This is a genomic window from Aerosticca soli (assembly GCF_003967035.1).
Classification (GTDB): Bacteria; Pseudomonadota; Gammaproteobacteria; order Xanthomonadales; family Rhodanobacteraceae; genus Aerosticca; species Aerosticca soli.
The window spans coordinates 2,448,387-2,464,903 of the sequence record NZ_AP018560.1 but is presented as its reverse complement, the minus strand read 5'-3'; the positions used below and the strand labels follow the sequence as shown (position 1 = coordinate 2,464,903).

Annotated in this window: 13 protein-coding genes; 9 read left to right on the top strand and 4 right to left on the bottom strand. The window is 68.9% G+C overall.

Annotated features, from left to right (window positions below; genetic code table 11):
* Positions 1–5: 5 nt before the first annotated feature.
* Positions 6–794, top strand: coding sequence for a dienelactone hydrolase family protein (locus ALSL_RS11510; RefSeq protein ID WP_126539305.1), 789 nt, complete (start codon positions 6–8; stop codon positions 792–794).
* Positions 795–804: 10 nt separating this feature from the next.
* Here ALSL_RS11510 and ALSL_RS11505 read toward each other — a convergent pair whose 3' ends face one another.
* Positions 805–1,800, bottom strand: coding sequence for a polyprenyl synthetase family protein (locus ALSL_RS11505; RefSeq protein ID WP_126539303.1), 996 nt, complete (start codon positions 1,798–1,800; stop codon positions 805–807).
* A 265-nt stretch (positions 1,801–2,065) separates the two neighbouring features.
* Here ALSL_RS11505 and ALSL_RS11500 point away from each other — a divergent pair, with 265 nt between their 5' ends.
* The 5 genes from ALSL_RS11500 (at position 2,066) to ALSL_RS11480 (ending at position 7,922) form a co-directional block, all read left to right on the top strand.
* Entirely contained in the window at positions 2,066–3,265 is a 1,200-nt protein-coding gene (locus tag ALSL_RS11500; protein ID WP_126540250.1) for an MFS transporter, read from the top strand.
* Between the two features lie 129 nt (positions 3,266–3,394).
* Positions 3,395–3,892: a single-stranded DNA-binding protein gene (gene ssb, locus ALSL_RS11495; protein ID WP_126539301.1), complete on the top strand. Its 498-nt coding sequence runs from the start codon at positions 3,395–3,397 to the stop codon at positions 3,890–3,892.
* Between the two features lie 224 nt (positions 3,893–4,116).
* Positions 4,117–5,874 carry a sensor histidine kinase gene (locus tag ALSL_RS11490; RefSeq protein WP_425479017.1) on the top strand — a complete coding sequence of 586 codons (1,758 nt, stop codon included), beginning with the start codon at positions 4,117–4,119 and terminating at the stop codon, positions 5,872–5,874.
* Positions 5,871–6,317 (top strand): response regulator, encoded by a 447-nt coding sequence (locus ALSL_RS11485; RefSeq protein WP_126539299.1) that lies wholly within the window; start codon positions 5,871–5,873, stop codon positions 6,315–6,317. The genes ALSL_RS11490 and ALSL_RS11485 overlap by 4 nt, the downstream gene beginning before the upstream one ends.
* Before the next feature lie 39 nt (positions 6,318–6,356).
* Positions 6,357–7,922, top strand: a complete 1,566-nt coding sequence (locus tag ALSL_RS11480) for a hybrid sensor histidine kinase/response regulator (protein ID WP_174928848.1) — start codon at positions 6,357–6,359, stop codon at positions 7,920–7,922.
* Between the two features lie 216 nt (positions 7,923–8,138).
* On the opposite strand, the gene ALSL_RS11475 is transcribed toward ALSL_RS11480, so the two are convergent.
* Complete coding sequence (locus ALSL_RS11475; protein ID WP_126539295.1) at positions 8,139–9,533, bottom strand: sigma-54-dependent transcriptional regulator; 1,395 nt, start codon at positions 9,531–9,533, stop codon at positions 8,139–8,141.
* 79 nt (positions 9,534–9,612) lie between these two features.
* Positions 9,613–11,268, bottom strand: coding sequence for a sensor histidine kinase (locus tag ALSL_RS11470; protein ID WP_231700222.1), 1,656 nt, complete (start codon positions 11,266–11,268; stop codon positions 9,613–9,615).
* Between the two features lie 313 nt (positions 11,269–11,581).
* On the opposite strand from ALSL_RS11470, the gene sucC reads away from it, so the two are divergent.
* The 3 genes from sucC to ALSL_RS11455 all read left to right on the top strand — a co-directional run bounded on the left by sucC (position 11,582) and on the right by ALSL_RS11455 (position 15,590).
* On the top strand, positions 11,582–12,742 hold the full coding sequence (gene sucC / locus ALSL_RS11465; protein ID WP_126539291.1) for an ADP-forming succinate--CoA ligase subunit beta: 1,161 nt from the start codon (positions 11,582–11,584) through the stop codon (positions 12,740–12,742).
* An 87-nt stretch (positions 12,743–12,829) separates the two neighbouring features.
* On the top strand, positions 12,830–13,702 hold the full coding sequence (gene sucD / locus ALSL_RS11460) for a succinate--CoA ligase subunit alpha (RefSeq protein WP_126539289.1): 873 nt from the start codon (positions 12,830–12,832) through the stop codon (positions 13,700–13,702).
* A 259-nt stretch (positions 13,703–13,961) separates the two neighbouring features.
* The gene (locus tag ALSL_RS11455; protein WP_126539287.1) at positions 13,962–15,590 is read left to right on the top strand and encodes an NAD+ synthase; all 1,629 of its coding nucleotides are present in this window, start codon (positions 13,962–13,964) and stop codon (positions 15,588–15,590) included.
* A gap of 56 nt (positions 15,591–15,646) precedes the next feature.
* Here ALSL_RS11455 and ALSL_RS11450 read toward each other — a convergent pair whose 3' ends face one another.
* Entirely contained in the window at positions 15,647–16,474 is an 828-nt protein-coding gene (locus tag ALSL_RS11450) for an outer membrane protein assembly factor BamD (protein ID WP_126539285.1), read from the bottom strand.
* Between the last annotated feature and the right edge of the window lie 43 nt (positions 16,475–16,517).

The window sequence follows — 16,517 nt, the reverse complement described above, 5'->3', positions numbered from 1 at the left end:
CCGCCATGTCGATCATCCGCTACTGCATTGCTCTGCTGGGGTTGTGCGCGAGCTGCGCCGCATCGGCGGCGATGGTGCACCAATCCGTGACGTGGAGCGATGCCGGCACCACCTTCCACGGCGTGCTGGTGTACGACGATGCGGCCGCCGGCAAGCGCCCGGGCCTGCTGATGGTGCCCAACTGGTACGGCGTGAACGATGCGGCGGTCAAGAAGGCCGAGGGCATCGCCGGCCGCGACTACGTGATCCTCGTCGCCGACCTCTACGGGGAGAAGCTGCGGCCGCGCAACGACGACGAGGCCGCGGCTGCGGTCAAGCCGTTCTATGCCGATCGCGCGTTGATGCGGCGGCGGGTGAACCTGGCGCTGGCGCAGCTGAAGGGGCAGGTCCGCGATGCGCCGATCGACTCGGCGCGGATCGCCGCGATCGGCTTCTGCTTCGGCGGTTCGGCGGTGCTCGATCTCGCCCGCAGCGGCGCGGACGTGGCGGCGGTGGTGGCCTTCCACGGCGCGCTGGACACCGACGATCCCGCGCTCGCGCGGCGCATCAAGGCGCGCGTGCTGGCGATCAACGGCGCCAACGACAGCTGGACCATGCCCGCCGCGGGCAAGTTCATGGACGAGATGCGTGCGAGCCCCGCCGACTGGCAGTTCGTGGTGCTCGGCCATGCCGTGCACTGTTTCACCGAGGTCGACCAGCACAAGCCCGGCTGCATGTACGACGCGCGTGCCGCGGCACGCAGCGACAGGTTGATGCGCGACTGGCTGCGCGGCGCCTTCGACGGCACGCCGTGAGGCGGCGTTTTCAGTGGTCGCGCTGCACCGAGTAGTCGGCGAGTGCGATCAGGGCGTCGCGGCACGCCGACGGCGGCAGGGTCTCGATCGACGCGCGCGCGGCATCGGCGTGGCTTCGCGCGCGCGCGTGCGTGCGCTCCAGTGCGCCCGAGTCGCGGATCGCGGCGACGATCTGGTCGAGCGCATCCAGGCCGCCGTGCTCGATCGCCTGGCGCAGTGCTCGCGCCTGCCCGGCATCGGCGCCCTGCAGCGCGTAGATCAGCGGCAGCGTCGGCTTGCCCTCGGCGAGGTCGTCACCGATGTTCTTGCCGAGCGTGGCGGCGTCGCTCACGTAGTCGAGCAGGTCGTCGGCGATCTGGAAGGCGTAGCCGAGTTCCAGGCCATAACGACGCAGCGCCGCCACCTGTGTTTCCGGCAGGCCGCCGAGCAGGCCGCCAAGCTCGGCGGCGGCGGCGAACAGCACCGCGGTCTTGCGCTCGATCACCGCCAGGTAGGCGGCCTCGTCCACGTCCGCGTTGCCGATGTTGAGCAGTTGCAGCACCTCGCCCTCGGCGATGGTGTTGGTGGTGTCGGCGAGGATGCGCATCACGCGCATGTCGTCGAGCTCGACCATCAGCTGGAACGAGCGCGAGTAGAGAAAATCACCGACCAGCACGCTGGCCGCATTGCCCCACAGCGCGTTGGCGGTCTTGCGGCCGCGGCGCAGGTCCGATTCGTCGACCACGTCGTCGTGCAGCAGGGTGGAGGTGTGGATGAACTCGATGATCGCGGCGAGCTTGATGTGCGCTTCGCCGCGATAGCCGGCCGCGCCGGCGGCCAGCACGTGCAGCATCGGTCGCAGCCGCTTGCCGCCGCCGGCGATGATGTGCTCGGCGATCTGGTTGATCAGCACCACGCCGGAAGCGAGCCGGGCGCGGATCAGCGCGTCCACGCGCTGCATGTCGTGGGCGGCGAGTGCGCGCACGCGCTGGAAGGCGGCTTGGGGGCTGGCGGCGTCGGCGTACATGGAGGTTTTGGGAAAGCCCGGCGAAACGTCGTCCACCAAGTATAGGGAACCGTCGATTCAACCGCGGTCCTCGCGCCGGCGCGGGATGCCACGGCGCGCATCGATGGCCCTTCGGCCGAGGGCTTGCGGCGCGTTTCACGCCGGCGAGCTCGAGCATTCCCGGGGCGGATTTTCCCCCGCCTTGCCATGGGGCGGACCGCCGGCCAGCCGGCCCCCTCGACACCGACCGTATAATCCAGCGCTTTCAATCCGCATGAGTGATCCGGTGAGCACGCTCTCCAGCCTCGAACGGCGCAGTGCGCTGACCCTCGCCTGCGTGATCAGCCTGCGTCTGTTCGGCCTGTTTCTGGTGATGCCGGTGTTTTCGCTCTATGCGCGCCAGCTGCCGGACGCGACGCCGGCGCTGATCGGGCTGGCGCTCGGCGTGTACGGCCTGGGCCAGGTGCTGCTGCAGATTCCGCTGGGCCTTTTGTCCGACCGCATCGGCCGCAAGCCGACGATCACCCTGGGCCTGCTGGTGTTCGCCCTCGGCGGACTGGTCGCCGCGCTCTCGCACAGCCTGCACGGCATCGTCATCGGCCGCGCCCTGCAGGGCATGGGCGCGGTGGCCGGTGCCGGTACCGCGCTCGCCGCCGACCTCACCCGCGAGGAAAACCGCGGCAAGGTAATGGGCATCATCGGGGTGTCGATTGGCGTCGCCTTCCTGCTCGCGTTGATCCTGGGCCCGCCCCTGGAGGCACTCGGCGGCTTGCCGGGGCTGTTCGCCGCGACTTCGCTGCTGGCGCTTTTGTCGTTGCTGCTGCTGTGGCTGCTGGTGCCCACCCCGGCGCAGAGCCGTGCACCGGCTTCCGCCGGGCTGGCCGACGTGCTCGCGATGCTGCGCGATCGCCGCCTGATCCTGCTCAACGGCTCGGTGTTCTTCCTGCATTTTCTGCTCACCGCGAGCTTCGTCGGCCTGCCGCTGCTGCTCGCCGACCGCCTGCAGCTGCCGGCGAGCCGGCACTGGGAGCTCTACCTGCCGGTGATGACCATCGCCGCCTTCGTCATGGGCGCCTGTCTGCACCGCATGCGCGACCTGCGCCAGAGCCTGCGCATGGTGTTCGCGTGCATCGTCGCGCTCGGCCTCGGCCTGCTCGGCTTTGCCTTGCCGGGGCGCCACCCGGCCTGGCTTGGACTGGCGGCCACGGTGTTCTTCTCCGCCTTCAACCTGCTGGAGGCCGCGCTGCCCAGCCTGGTGTCGCGGCTGGCGCCGGCGGCGCTGCGCGGCGCGGCCATGGGCGCCTATTCCACCAGCCAGTTCATCGGCGCCTTCGTCGGCGGTGCGCTCGGTGGCCTGGCGCTCGGCCGGCTCGGCACCGGTGGCGTCTTCGTCGGCGCCGCGGCGGCGGTCCTGGTCTGGCTGCTGCTGGTGCTGCAGGCCCGACGCTGGCTCGATGCCGAGGTCGCGCCGCCGCCGGCGGCTTGATGCAAGGCTCGTCCCTGGCCTCCGCGGGCGGCGACCGCCTTGCCGCTATGATGGTTTTTTCAACCGTCATTCCGGGCCGCTGCCTGCCGCGGCGGTTTTGCACCCTTCAAGAAGCGAGGAACCCCAACCATGGCCCGTGGCGTCAACAAGGTCATCCTGATCGGCAATCTCGGCGCCGATCCCGAAGTCCGCTACACCGGCAGCGGCACCGCGATCACCAGTCTGCGTATCGCCACTTCCGAGCAGTGGACCGACAAGCAGAGCGGCGAGCGCCAGGAACGCACCGAATGGCATCGCGTGAAACTGTTCGGCAAGCTCGCCGAGATTGCCGGCGAATACCTGAAGAAGGGCCGGCAGGTGTACATCGAAGGCTCGCTGCGCACCGACAAGTACACCGACAAGGACGGCATCGAGCGTTATTCCACCGACATCGTCGCCAGCGACATGCAGATGCTGGGCGGCATGGGTGGCGAGGGTGGTGGCCAGGGCGGCCAGGGTGGCTTTCGCGAGCGCGCGCCCGCCGGTCCGCGCGGGCCGGCGGCACGCGGCGGCGAGGAGCGCGCTCCGCGCCCGTCGGCCCCGGCGCCTGAGAGCACCGGCTTCGACGACGACGACATCCCGTTCTGAAAAACACGCCCGGGCAGGCCCACGGGCGGCCCGGTTGCAGTCACGGATGACGGCGTTTCCTCGCGGCGCTTGGAGTGGCAGCGGTCGAACGGCTAGCATCCGCCATGGCCATGAGCAACGGGGAATCCATGATCGAGCGCAGCGTTCGGCGGTTGGCCGAGTGGTCCGCCCGCCTGAAGCGTTCCGGGCTGCGCCGCTGGCGGCTGCTGGGCCTGCTCTCCGCGATGGTGGTCGTGGTGGCCTTGCCCTATCTCATCGTGCGGGCCAGCACGGCCGACGTGCGTGAGGCGGAAGCCTGGGTCACCCATTCGGCCGAGGTGACTTCGCTGGTCTACCGGATCGCCTTCGAGGTCCGCGACAGCGAAGCCGCCATCTATCGCCTCTTGGATGGCGAGGACAGTGCCAACCTTCGCCAGCGGGCGAGCCTGGCCGCGGCCGATACGCCGGCACTGGTGCTGCGGCTGCACGACATGACTGCCGACAATCCGGCCCAGCAGGCCGCTGTCGGCGCGCTGGACCGGCGCGTCAACGGCCGGCTGGCGCTGATCCGACAGGCGCTGCTGCGCTATGAGGAAGGCGACCGCGCCGGTGCGCTGGCCGCCTTGCGCGACGCCGACGTGCTCTACCGCTTGACCGACCAGATCGGCACCATCCTCGGCAACGAGGGCAAGCTGCTCAGCGAGCGGCGCGCAGCATCCGCCCAGCGGGCTTTCCGCAGTAACGTCATTCTTGGTGTCACCTGTGTAGCCCAGCTTCTGCTGTTGGCGATCATCGTGCTGGTCTCGGAGTGGCAGATCGGGCGCCGTATCGAGGCAGAGGCGGCCGAAAATCGAGCGGTGCAGCGTGCGCTGATGATCCTCGAGGCGGTGCGCGAGCCGATCGCGCTGCTCGACGATGAGCTACGCATTCTTCTGGCCAACGCCGCCTTCCGCGAGCTCTACGGCCTGCCGGAGGGCGTGCGTCCCACCCTGATGGAGGCTGGCGACGGCGCCTGGGCCGACAATGGCCTGCAGCAGCGGCTGCGCGACGTGCTGCTGCGCGACCGCGAGCTGTGGGACTACGAACTCACCCAGCGCACGATGGACGGCATGGAGCGCCGCGTGGTCATCAATGCACGACGCGTGGAGCAGGAGGGCGACACCGCGCCGGTGCTGCTGCTCACCGCCAGCGACGTCACCGCGCGCGCCCTGGTCGAGCAGCAGGTCAAGGAACTCAACCGCCAGTTGAACGGCAAGATCGAACAGATTTCCGACGCCAACCGCGAGCTGGAAGCCTTCAGCTATTCGGTCTCGCACGACCTGCGCGCGCCCTTGCGGCACGTCGCCGGTTTCATCACCAAGCTGGAGCGGCACCTGGGCGACGGCGTCGATGCCACCGCCCAGCATTACCTCAACGTGGTCCGCGACGCCGCCCGGCGCATGGCCGAGCTGATCGACGAACTCCTGGTCTTCTCGCGCCTGGGCCGCGGCGCGATGCGATTGCAGACGGTGGACATGCAGACCCTGGTCGACGAGGCGCGCGCGCTGGCCGAGTCGGAGGCCGGTGAACGACGCATCGTCTGGAAGATCGCGCCGCTGCCGGTGGTGGTGGGCGATGCCAACATGCTGCGTACGGTGTGGCAGAATCTGCTCGGCAACGCGGTCAAATACACCGGCCAGCGCGAGGTCGCCCACATCGAGGTGAACGTGCAGCGCGACGAGGAGGGCGGCTGCACCTTCAGCGTCTCCGACGACGGTGTGGGCTTCGACATGGCCTATGCCGACAAGCTGTTCGGCGTGTTCCAGCGGCTGCACAAGCCGACCGAATTTCCCGGCAACGGCATCGGTCTGGCCAATGTGCGACGCATCATCGTCCGCCACGGCGGACGCGTCTGGGCCCATGCCGAACCCGGCAAGGGCGCCACTTTCTACTTCTACCTGCCCCCCGCCGACCGCATCGGCGAGGAGCACAGCCCGGCGGTCGCCGCCCGAGGATCGACATGAAGCACCAGGACATCCGCACCATCCTGCTCGTCGAGGACAGCCCGGCTGACGCCGAGATGACCGTCGACGCCCTGCGCGAAGCCAAGCTGGCCAATCCGGTGGTGCACGTCGAGGACGGCGTCGACTGCCTGGACTACCTGCTCTATCGCGGCGCCTGGGCCGACCGTCCGGTCGGCAATCCGGTGGTGGTGCTGCTCGACATCAAGATGCCGCGCATGAACGGACTCGACGTGCTGACCCACATGCGCGAGCACGACGAACTCAAGCGGGTGCCGGTGGTGATCCTCTCTTCCTCGCGCGAGGAGCGCGACCTGGCCCGCAGCTGGGACCTGGGCGCCAACGCCTACGTGATCAAACCGGTGGACGTGGAGCAGTTCTTCGATGCGGTGCGTACCCTGGGCCAGTTCTGGGCGGTGCTCAACCAGGCGCCGGAAATCGAGTGATCCGCTGCCATGGAGTATGGAGGCAGGCATATGGCAGGTATGCCGCATAGACGCAACGGCGCCTTGCCGAAGATACGCGTCCTGCAGGTCGAGGACAGCGCGCTCGATGCCGAGCTCATGCTGGACGAGCTCGCGGCGGATGGCATCGTCTACGAGGCGCGGCTGGTTGACAACGAAGCCGATTACCTCGCCGCGCTCGATGCCTTCGAGCCGCACATCATCCTCTCCGATCTCAGCATGCCGGGCTTCTCCGGTCGCCGCGCGCTCGAGCTTCTGCGCGCACGCGACAGCGATACGCCCTTCATCTTCGTCTCGGCGGCACTGGGTGAGGAAGCTGCGGTCCAGGCCCTGCGTGACGGCGCCACCGACTACATCCTCAAGCAGAATCCGGCGCGGCTGGCGAGCGCCGTGCGCCGCGCGCTGGCCGAGGTCGCGGCCGAACGCGCACGCCGGCATGCCGAGGCCGAGCTCATGCGCGCGCAGCGCTTCGAAAGCCTGGCCCTGCTCGCCGGGGGCCTGAGCCACGACCTGCGCAATCTGCTGCAGCCGCTGCTGCTGGCCGGCGAAAGCCTGCAGGACTACAAGGACGATCCGCGCTTGGCCCGGCTCGGCGCCCTGGTGCGTGATTGCGGCCGGCGCGGTCTGCAGATGGTGCAGTCGATGCTGTCCTTCGCGCGCGGCGCCCAGCGCGCCGAACGGATCAAGCTGGGTGCGCTGCTGGAAGCCCTGCAACTGCTCCTGCAGGGCAGCGTGCCTTCGACGGTGGACATGCAGATCCACGCGGTCGACGCCGAGCTGATCTTCGAAGGCAACCAGACCGAACTGCAGCAGAGTCTGCTCAATCTCTGCCTCAACGCGCTGCAGGCGATGCCCGAGGGTGGGCGTCTGACGATCGACAGCGCAATCGTCGATCTCGACGCGGATTTCTTCGCCGTCGATGAAGACGCGCAGCCGGGCCGCTACCTGCGCATCACCGTTGCCGACACCGGCGTGGGCATGGACCAGGCCACCCTGGACCGGCTGTTCGAGCCCTTCTTCACCACCAAGCCCGACGGCACCGGGCTCGGCCTGCTTTCCTGCAAACGCATCATCGACAACCACCACGGCGTGATGCGCGCGGAAAGCCAGCCCGGACAGGGCACGCGGTTCCATCTTTACCTGCCGCTCGAGCAGCCGGTCGAGGGCGCGATCGAAGGCGAGAGCGGTACCGAGAACCTTTATGGCAACGCCGAGCGCGTGCTGGTGGTGGTGGAGGAGGGCGCGCTGTTGTCGCTGCTCATCGACGCCCTGGACAGCTACGGCTACCAGCCGGCGGGCAGCCAGAGCGGCGCCAGCGCACTGCAATGGATCGAGGCCAACGGCCTGCCCGAGCTCGTCATCCTCGATGCCGACATGTACCTGCTCACCGGGGTGCGCACGCTCGCCGCGCTGATCGAGCGCGGCTACCGCGGGGCCGTGTTGCTGCTGACACGGCCCGAGGCGCCGCCCGATCCGGCGGAACTGCCTCCGCTCGAGCACCTGTACCTGATCGACAAGCCGGTGTCTGCCCGCGCCCTGTTGCGTGACGTGCGCCGGGCATTGACGGAGACGCGCACGCGTCCGTGACGAAAAACGGCGGCGGCCGGACGTCCGCGTGGACGCGAAGCGACGGGCAGCCCCCGGCGATCTTCCCTGGCCGCGCCGCCCGTCGCCGCGCCGGCCGCTGCTCGTGGCCGCCAGCTCCGTCAGTGGGGGGCATGGCCTTGCGAATACGCCGGCTCTGCGCTGCCACCGCGCCGTCTGCCGGCGCCGCGACGGCTGGGTGGGCAAGGCGGGTGGCGCTCAGTCGATACCGAGCTTTTTCAGCTTGTAGCGCAGCGCGCGGAAGGTGATGCCGAGCTTGCGTGCCGCCGCGGTCTTGTTGTAGCGCGACTCTTCCAGCGCCTTGATGATGGCGCTGCGTTCGAGGTGGCTGATGTAGTCCTCGAGCGGGACGCCGGGCACGCCGGCGGCATCCACCGGCGTCACGGTGGCGGCCGTCGCGGGCGTGGCGCTGGCAGGGGCCGTCGGCGCGGCGCTGCGCTGCGGCAGCATGAGGTCGGCGACGGTGATTTCCTCACCCTCGCACATCGCCATCGCGCGCTCGAGGATGTTTTCGAGCTCGCGCACATTGCCCGGAAAATCGTAGGCCTCGAGCGCCTGCAACGCTTCCTGGGTGAGCCGTCCCGGCGGCGTGCCGTTCTTGGCGGCGAGCTGGCGCAGGATGTGGGCCGCCAGCCGGGGCACGTCGCCGCGCCGCTCGCGCAGCGGCGGCACGCGCAGCTCGATCACGTTGATGCGGTAGAACAGATCTTGGCGGAACTGGCCCTGTTCGACCAGGGCGGCGAGGTTCTTGTGCGTGGCCGAGAGGATGCGCACGTCGACCGGCACTTCCTCCCGCGCACCGATCGGGCGCACCGCCTTTTCCTGGATCGCACGCAAGAGCTTGACCTGCATGTGCAGCGGCAGCTCGGCGACCTCGTCGAGAAACAGCGTGCCGCCGTGGGCGGCCTGGAACAGGCCCTCCTTGTCCGCATGCGCGCCGGTGAAGCTACCGCGGCGGTGGCCGAAGAACTCGCTTTCCATGAGTTCGGCGGGAATCGCGCCGCAGTTGACCGGCACGAACGGCCCGGCCGCGCGCGGGCCCTGCTCGTGGATGAGCCGGGCGACCAGCTCCTTGCCGACGCCCGATTCGCCGGCGATGTACACCGGCGCCTGGTTGCGCGCGAGCTTGCCGATCGCGATCCGCACCTGCTGCATGGCCGGCGAATCGCCCACCAGGCGCTCGTCGCCGCGGGCGGCCGGTTCCTGGCCGGCGCCGCGGCGTTCCTCGGCCAGCTTGAGCGCCGTACGTACCAGCCGGCGCAGCATGGCGATGTCGACCGGCTTGGAGACGAAGTCGAAGGCGCCGGCCTTGAGCGCGTTGACCGCGGCATCGACGTTGCCGTAGGCGGTGATCATCGCCACCGGCGTTTCCGGATGCTGCGCGGCGATGAGTTCGACGAGCGTCTGGCCGCTGCCGTCGGGCAGTCGCATGTCGGTAAAGCAGAGGTCGAAGCCGCGTTCGGCGAGCGACTGCCTGGCTTCCGCGAGGGTGCCGACCGCGCGTACCGAGAGATCCATCCGCCCGAGCGTGATGGTCAGCAATTCGCGGATGTCGCATTCGTCGTCGACGACCAGGACGGATTGTTGACTCATCGGAATTTGAAGGCCGGATGAACGGGCAGCGCAAGGATACTCGCCGCATGCGCGGGCGGCCAAGCGTCGTCCGTCACAGTCAGGCCGGCCGCGCGTCGGGGCGTGGCGGCGGCACCTCGCCGGCGCCCGTGCGCGGCAGCACGCGCGCGGGGGTCAGGATCAGCCGGAAACAGCTGCCGCCGCCGGCCACGCGCACATATTCGAGCGTGGCCTGGTTGGCCTCGGCCATTTGCCGCGCCAGGTAGAGCCCAAGGCCGGTGCCGTACTCGTGCGTGGTGTAGAACGGCTCGAAGATCTGCGCGGCGACCTTGGGCGCGATGCCCGGGCCACGGTCGATGACCTCCAGTGTCGGCAGTCCGCGCTCGCCGTGCCGCACCACCACCATCACCCGCGCCGGCTCGCCCGGCATGCGGCCGTAGCGCAGCGCGTTCTGCACCAGGTTCCAGACCACCTGCTGCAGCTGCTGCGGATCGGCCATCGCCGTCACGGGCACCTGGCTGTTGGCGATGACCCGCAGCGAGTCGTTGCCGAGGTCGTTGCCCTGCCGGTATTCCTCGACGAAGGTATGCGCCCAGCGGCCCAGATCCAGGGTTTCCGGGCGCGAGCGTTCGCGCCGCGAGAGCTGCAGGATGTTCTCGATGATCTCGTTCAGCCGCACGCAGTGGTTGTTGATGATCTCCACCATGCGCGCGTCGGCCGGACTGAGCTCGGTGGATTCGGCCAGCAGCTGCGCCGAATAGCGGATCGCCGCCAATGGGTTGCGGATCTCGTGCGCGATCGACGCCGACAGCCGGCCGAGCGAGGACAGCGTGAGCTCCTCGGCGCGGCGCGAGATCATCGAGGTGTCGCCGAGGAAGATCAGCACCAGGGCATCGTCGTTGGGCGCGAGCCGGGTGAAACGCGGCACGATTTCGGGCATGCCGTCGGCGAGCTGGGTGGGGGTTTCGTCGGTCTTGCCGGAGGTGATCCAGTGATACAGCCGTCGCGACAGCTCCGGCGCGAGGCGGCCGAGATCGCGCCGGTCCGCCGCGGGACTGCCGAGCAGCAGCCAGGCCGCCTCGTTCATCTGATGGATGCGGTTGGCATCGTCGACCAGCAGCACGCCGGTCTTCATGCGGCGGATGATGAGCTCGTTGATCTGGGCGAGATTGGCCAGGTCCACGCCGCGCTGCTCGGCCAGCGCCTCGGAAGCGCGCAGCTGGCGGCCCAGCACGTGGCAGAGGACGACGCTGGCGAAATAGGCCAGTCCGAACAGGCCCGATTCGAGCAGCTCGTGGGCGACATCGGTCGGCGTGAACAGCGCATGGCCGAGCATGCCGAGGGTGGCGACCGCGGCGAAGAAACACGACAGCCGGAGCGGCAGCAGCAGGGCGCCGGCGGCCAGGTTGACCGCCAGCATCATGGCGATGCCGATCCGCGCGTCGTGCATGGCGCTGGCCGCCAGCACCGCGGCGGCGATGTCGGCGAGAAGTCCCGCGGCGGTGATCAGGCGCTGGCGGACGAGTAGGCGGCGCGTCGCCCCCAGCATGGCCAGCGCGAACACGAGATAGCCCAGCGCCAGGGCATGGGCCAGCACCGGTCGGTTGAGTCCCGGACCGTCCAGGCCGGGCAGGCCGAAAGCCAGGGCCAGATAGACCAGCGCCTGCGCCACGCGGAAGCCGTGCAGGAAATAGAGTTCATGGCGGGCCGCGTTCGGTGACTGCTCGCGGGAGGCGGGGGTCGCGCTGCTGGCCACGGGATCCTCCGTCGTGGGAATCGCAAGGCTAAGGCGGGCTTGCCGTTGCCGCATGTCCGGTGCCTGGCCGGCATGCCGCCGCTTGGCCTACCGCGTCGCCCATGCCGTCTCCCGAGTATAGGGCGCGGCGCGCGGCCGTAGCGCACGCCCCTTTCCATCCACGGGCGCTTCCGCGAAAATGCGCGGCTGTAACGCGCATTGACTTGCGCTTCCCCATGTCGGCCGTCCCTTCCGGCTGTCGGCTCTCCCGCCCGCGCCGCGGCGTTTTCCCGTCGGGCGTCCCGCAAAGCTTTCCCACCGCTCGAGGTATCGCATGAATTTCCACGAGTACCAGGCCAAAGAACTGTTCGCCCAATACGGCATCCCCGTGCCGCCGGGCCAGATCGCCCATTCACCCGAGGCCGCGGTCGAGGTCGCCAAGACGCTCGGCGGCAGCCAGTGGATGGTCAAGGCGCAGATCCACGCCGGCGGACGCGGCAAGGCCGGCGGCGTCAAGTTCTGCAAGAGTCTGGAGGACGTGCGCGAGGCCGCCGCGTCGATGCTCGGCACACGCATGGCCACCTACCAGACCGCCGGCCGCGCGCTGCCGGTCAACCTGGTGCTGGTCACCGATGCCAGCGACATCGCCCGCGAGCTGTACCTGTCGGTACTGGTCGACCGCGACGCCAAGGCAGTCACCTTCATCGCCTCCAAGCACGGCGGCGTGGACATCGAGCAGGTGGCCCGCGAAACGCCCGAGGACATCCACAGCGTGGTGGTGGATTTCGTCGAGGGGCTGCAGCCCTACCAGTGCCGCCAGGTCGGCTTCGCGATGGGGCTCAACCTCAAGCAGGTCAATCAGCTGACCCGCATCATGCTCGGCCTGTTCAAGCTGTTCAACGAGAAGGATCTCTCGCTGGTCGAGCTCAATCCGCTGGCGGTGCTCGCCGACGGCAACCTGGCCGCGCTCGACGGCAAGGTCAATTCCGACGACAACGCCGAGTTCCGCCATCCGGAACTGGCCGCCATGCGCGACCTCACCCAGGAGGACCCGGCCGAGGCCGCGGCCGTGCAGCACAACCTCAACTACGTGACCATGGACGGCAACATCGGCTGCATGGTCAACGGCGCCGGCCTGGCGATGGCGACGATGGACGTGATCAAGCTCGCCGGCGGCGAGCCGGCCAACTTCCTCGACGTCGGCGGCGGCGCCACCAAGGAGCGGGTGATCGAGGCGTTCAAGCTGATCACCTCCTCCGACAAGGTCAAGGCGATCCTGATCAACATCTTCGGCGGCATCGTCCGCTGCGACATGATCGCCGAGGGCATCATCGCCGCGGTCAAGGAAGTGGGCCTCAAGATTCCCGTGGTGGTGCGCCTGCAGGGCACCAACGTGGAGCGCGGCCGCGAGCTGCTGGCCAAATCCGGTCTGGCCATCACGCCGGCCGACGATCTCAACGACGCCGCGCAGAAGGCCGTCGCCGCCGCCAAGTGAACCTGCCGGACGCCTGCGCGGCGCCATCGCAAATCCAGCCGGGTGGCGCGCCGGGCGTCTCTCAAGCAACCGACACAGGACATCCCCATGAGCGTTCTCGTCAACAAGAACACCAAGGTCATCGTGCAGGGCTTCACCGGCCAGCAGGGCACCTTCCACGCCGAGCAGGCGATCGACTACGGCACCAAGGTGGTCGGCGGCGTCACCCCGGGCAAGGGCGGCACCGAGCATCTGGGCCTGCCGGTCTTCAACAGCGTGGCCGAGGCGGTCGCCGACACCGGCGCCGACGCTTCGGTGATCTTCGTGCCGCCGCCGTTCGCGGCCGATTCCATCCTCGAGGCCATCGATGCCGGCATCCGCGTGGTGGTGGCGATCACCGAGGGCATCCCGGTGCTGGACATGCTGCGGGTCAAGAACGTGCTGGCCAAGCATCCGGAAACCGTGCTGATCGGTCCCAACTGCCCCGGCATCATCACGCCCGGCGAATGCAAGATCGGCATCATGCCGGGGCACATCCACCAGCCCGGCAAGGTCGGCATCGTCTCGCGCTCGGGCACGCTCACCTATGAGGCGGTGTTCCAGACCACCAACGAGGGCCTGGGCCAGTCCACCTGCATCGGCATCGGCGGCGACCCGATCAACGGCTTGAGCTTCATCGACTGCCTGAAGCTGTTCCAGGACGATCCGCAGACCGAGGGCATCATCATGGTCGGCGAGATCGGCGGCAGCGCCGAGGAGGACGCCGCCGAATTCATCGGCGAATACGTCACCAAGCCGGTGGTCGCCTTCATCGCCGGCGCCTCGGCCCCGGCGGGCAAGCGCATGGGCCACGCGGGCGCGATCATCTCCGGCGGCAAGGGCACCGCCGCGGCCAAGTTCGCCGCGTTGGAGAAGGCCGGCGTCACCACGGTGAAATCCCCGGCCGATCTCGGCAAGACGCTCGCCGGCCTGCTGAAATAAACCGGTCAAGGGTTTCCGTGCAGGGCAAGCCGAAGGGCCGCAGCGATGCGGCCCTTCGCTCATCCGGCGGCGGCTTTTTTGAACCGAATGCCGGTCCGCCGGCGCGTGCGTCGGCCAGCACGCCTTTTTGAGCGAGACAAGGCCCAAGACGGCGGCGACGGGCCGGCGGGTCATGATCCCTCGGCGCGGGCTTGCGACATGGCCGCGACGCCGGCCGGGCTATCATCGCCAGCCATCCGTCGACGTAGCCATTTTTCGCATGACCACTCTCCGCCTCGCGCTCGCGCAACAGGATTTCCCGGTCGGTGCCGTCGCCGCCAATGCGCGCAGGGTGCGCGAGCTGATGCACGAGGCGCACGCCGGCGGCGCGGACGTGCTGGTCTGTCCGGAACTCACGTTGAGCGGCTATCCGCCAGAGGATCTGCTCCTGCGGCCGAGTTTTCTCGCCGCCTGCCAGGAGGCGATCGAAGCGCTCGCGGCCCCGTCCGCGCAGGTCGCCGCGGTGGTCGGCTTCCCGCACAGCGAGGGCGAGGTGTTCAACGCCGCCGCGTGGCTGCAGGCCGGGCGGATCGAGCGCATCGCGCACAAGCAGGCGTTGCCCAATTACGGCGTCTTCGACGATCAGCGCTATTTCCGTCCGGGGCGTGTGAGCGAGGTGGTCGAGCTGCGCGGGGTCAAGGTCGGCCTGCTGATCTGCGAGGACGTCTGGCTGCCCGAACCGGCGGCCGGTGCCGCGGCCCAGGGCGCCGAGCTGCTGGTGGTGATCAATGCCTCGCCGTGGGACGGCGCCAAGCCGGCCGCGCGCGAGGCGGTGCTGGTCGAACGCGCGAAGGAGACCGGCTGCGCGATCGTCTATCTCAACCTGGTCGGCGGCCAGGACGAGCTGGTCTATGACGGCGGCTCGCTGCTGGTCGACGGCGATGGCCGCATCGCCGCGCGCGCGCCGGCCTTCGTCGATGCGCTGCTGTGGGCCGATTTCGATGCCGCCACGCGCACCCTGCACGCACGCGACTGGCCGCGCGCGCCGGGCACGCCCGAAGCGGTGCTGTACGCGGCACTGGTGCGCGGCCTGCGCGACTACGTCCAGAAGAACGGTTTCCCCGGCGCGCTGCTCGGCCTTTCCGGCGGCATCGACTCGGCGCTGACCCTGGCGCTGGCGGTCGATGCCCTCGGTGCCGAGCGCGTCACCGCGGTCATGCTGCCGGCCCGCTACACCTCCGCCGTTTCGCTCGAAGGCGCGCGCGCGCAGGCCGGCCGGCTCGGGGTCGAGTATCACGTCATCGACATCGAGCCGGTCTTCGAGCGCTACCTTGCCGCGCTTGCCCCGGTCTTCGCCGGCAAGGCGCCGGACACCACCGAGGAGAACCTGCAGTCGCGCATCCGTGGTGCGATGTTGATGGCGATTTCCAACAAGCATGGACGCCTGCTGCTGGCCACGGGCAACAAGAGCGAGATGGCGGTCGGCTACGCCACGCTCTACGGGGACATGTGCGGCGGCTATGCGCCGCTCAAGGACGTCTACAAAACCGTGGTCTATCGCCTCGCGCGCTGGCGCAACGACGAGGCCGCCGCCCGCGGCCAGGCGCCGGTGATCCCGCCGGCGGTGATCGAGCGGGCGCCGTCGGCGGAGCTGCGCGAAGGCCAGACCGACCAGGATTCGCTGCCGCCCTACGAGGTGCTCGATGCCATCCTCGGGCGTTTCATCGAAGGCGAGGAGGCGCAGTCGGACATCGTTGCACGCGGATTTCCGGCCGACATCGTCCGCCGCGTGGTGCACCTGGTGCTGGCCAACGAATTCAAGCGTCGCCAGTCCGCGCCGGGGCCGCGCGTGACCACCCGCGCCTTCGGCCGCGAACGCCGCTATCCGATCACCTCCGGCTGGCGTTGAGGCAGAACGAAAAAAAGCCGGCGAGGCGCCGGCTTTTTTCCCGGGGTGAATCTTTTTCAGTGATGGCCGGAGAAAGGCACCAGCTTGCGCAGCAGCGAGGCGCCGTGTGGCCAGTTGGGATCGGTCAGGTAAGGGTGATCGGGGTAGTTGAGCGCGAGCACCTTGCGCGTCTGCGCGGCGAGGTCGTCCTGCTTGAGCGCCAGATAGCTGCGGGTGAGCAGGGCCAGTGCGTCGGCGGTCTGCGGCGACTGCTGGTAGTGCTCGATGACGTACTGGGCGCGGTCGGCCGAGGCGATGTAGGCCTGGTTGCGCATGTAGAACCAGGCCACGTTGATCTCGAACTGGGCCAGCGTGTTGCGCAGGTAGATCATGCGCTGACGTGCGTCGGCGGCGTAGGCGCTGTCGGGGAAGCGGCGGGTGAGTTCGGAAAAATCGTCGAACGCCTGCAGGTTGTAGCCCTGGTCGCGCCGCGTCTGCGCGCCTTCGCGCGAGATGTAGCGCTCGATGAAGCCCGCGGTGCGGTCGAAATCGATGAGACCGCGCAGGTAATAGGCATAATCGACATGCGGATGCGTCGGATAGGTCTTGATGAAGCGGTTGACCGTCGAGTACGCATCATCCGGCTGGTTGTCCTTGTACTGCGCGTAGGCCAGCTCGAGCTGGGCCTGCTCGTTGTAGGGACCGGACGGGAAGCGGGCGATCAGGCGCTGGTAGGCCTTGACCGCCGCGGCATAGTCGGCATGGGTGAGATCACCGTGCGCCTTGGCGTAGAGCCGGTCCACCGGCATCGTGTCGATGGTGTCCTTCTTGTGACCGAACATCGAACAGGCGCCCAGCGACAGGGCGAGCGCGACGACCACGAGCAGTTTGAAGGCAAGACGCATGGCGGATTCTGCACGGCGAACGAACGGGCATGATAGCCCAAAC

What these genes read in the sequence shown, in the direction of transcription:
- ALSL_RS11485 (WP_126539299.1), top strand. Translation starts at nt 5,871, where the DNA reads ATGAAGCACCAGGACATCCGCACCATCCTGCTCGTCGAGGACAGCCCG.
- ALSL_RS11505 (WP_126539303.1), bottom strand. Translation starts at nt 1,800, where the DNA reads ATGTACGCCGACGCCGCCAGCCCCCAAGCCGCCTTCCAGCGCGTGCGC.
- ALSL_RS11475 (WP_126539295.1), bottom strand. Translation starts at nt 9,533, where the DNA reads ATGAGTCAACAATCCGTCCTGGTCGTCGACGACGAATGCGACATCCGC.
- ssb (WP_126539301.1), top strand. Translation starts at nt 3,395, where the DNA reads ATGGCCCGTGGCGTCAACAAGGTCATCCTGATCGGCAATCTCGGCGCC.
- ALSL_RS11480 (WP_174928848.1), top strand. Translation starts at nt 6,357, where the DNA reads ATGCCGCATAGACGCAACGGCGCCTTGCCGAAGATACGCGTCCTGCAG.
- ALSL_RS11490 (WP_425479017.1), top strand. Translation starts at nt 4,117, where the DNA reads ATGGTGGTCGTGGTGGCCTTGCCCTATCTCATCGTGCGGGCCAGCACG.
- ALSL_RS11510 (WP_126539305.1), top strand. Translation starts at nt 6, where the DNA reads ATGTCGATCATCCGCTACTGCATTGCTCTGCTGGGGTTGTGCGCGAGC.
- ALSL_RS11450 (WP_126539285.1), bottom strand. Translation starts at nt 16,474, where the DNA reads ATGCGTCTTGCCTTCAAACTGCTCGTGGTCGTCGCGCTCGCCCTGTCG.
- sucC (WP_126539291.1), top strand. Translation starts at nt 11,582, where the DNA reads ATGAATTTCCACGAGTACCAGGCCAAAGAACTGTTCGCCCAATACGGC.
- ALSL_RS11455 (WP_126539287.1), top strand. Translation starts at nt 13,962, where the DNA reads ATGACCACTCTCCGCCTCGCGCTCGCGCAACAGGATTTCCCGGTCGGT.
- sucD (WP_126539289.1), top strand. Translation starts at nt 12,830, where the DNA reads ATGAGCGTTCTCGTCAACAAGAACACCAAGGTCATCGTGCAGGGCTTC.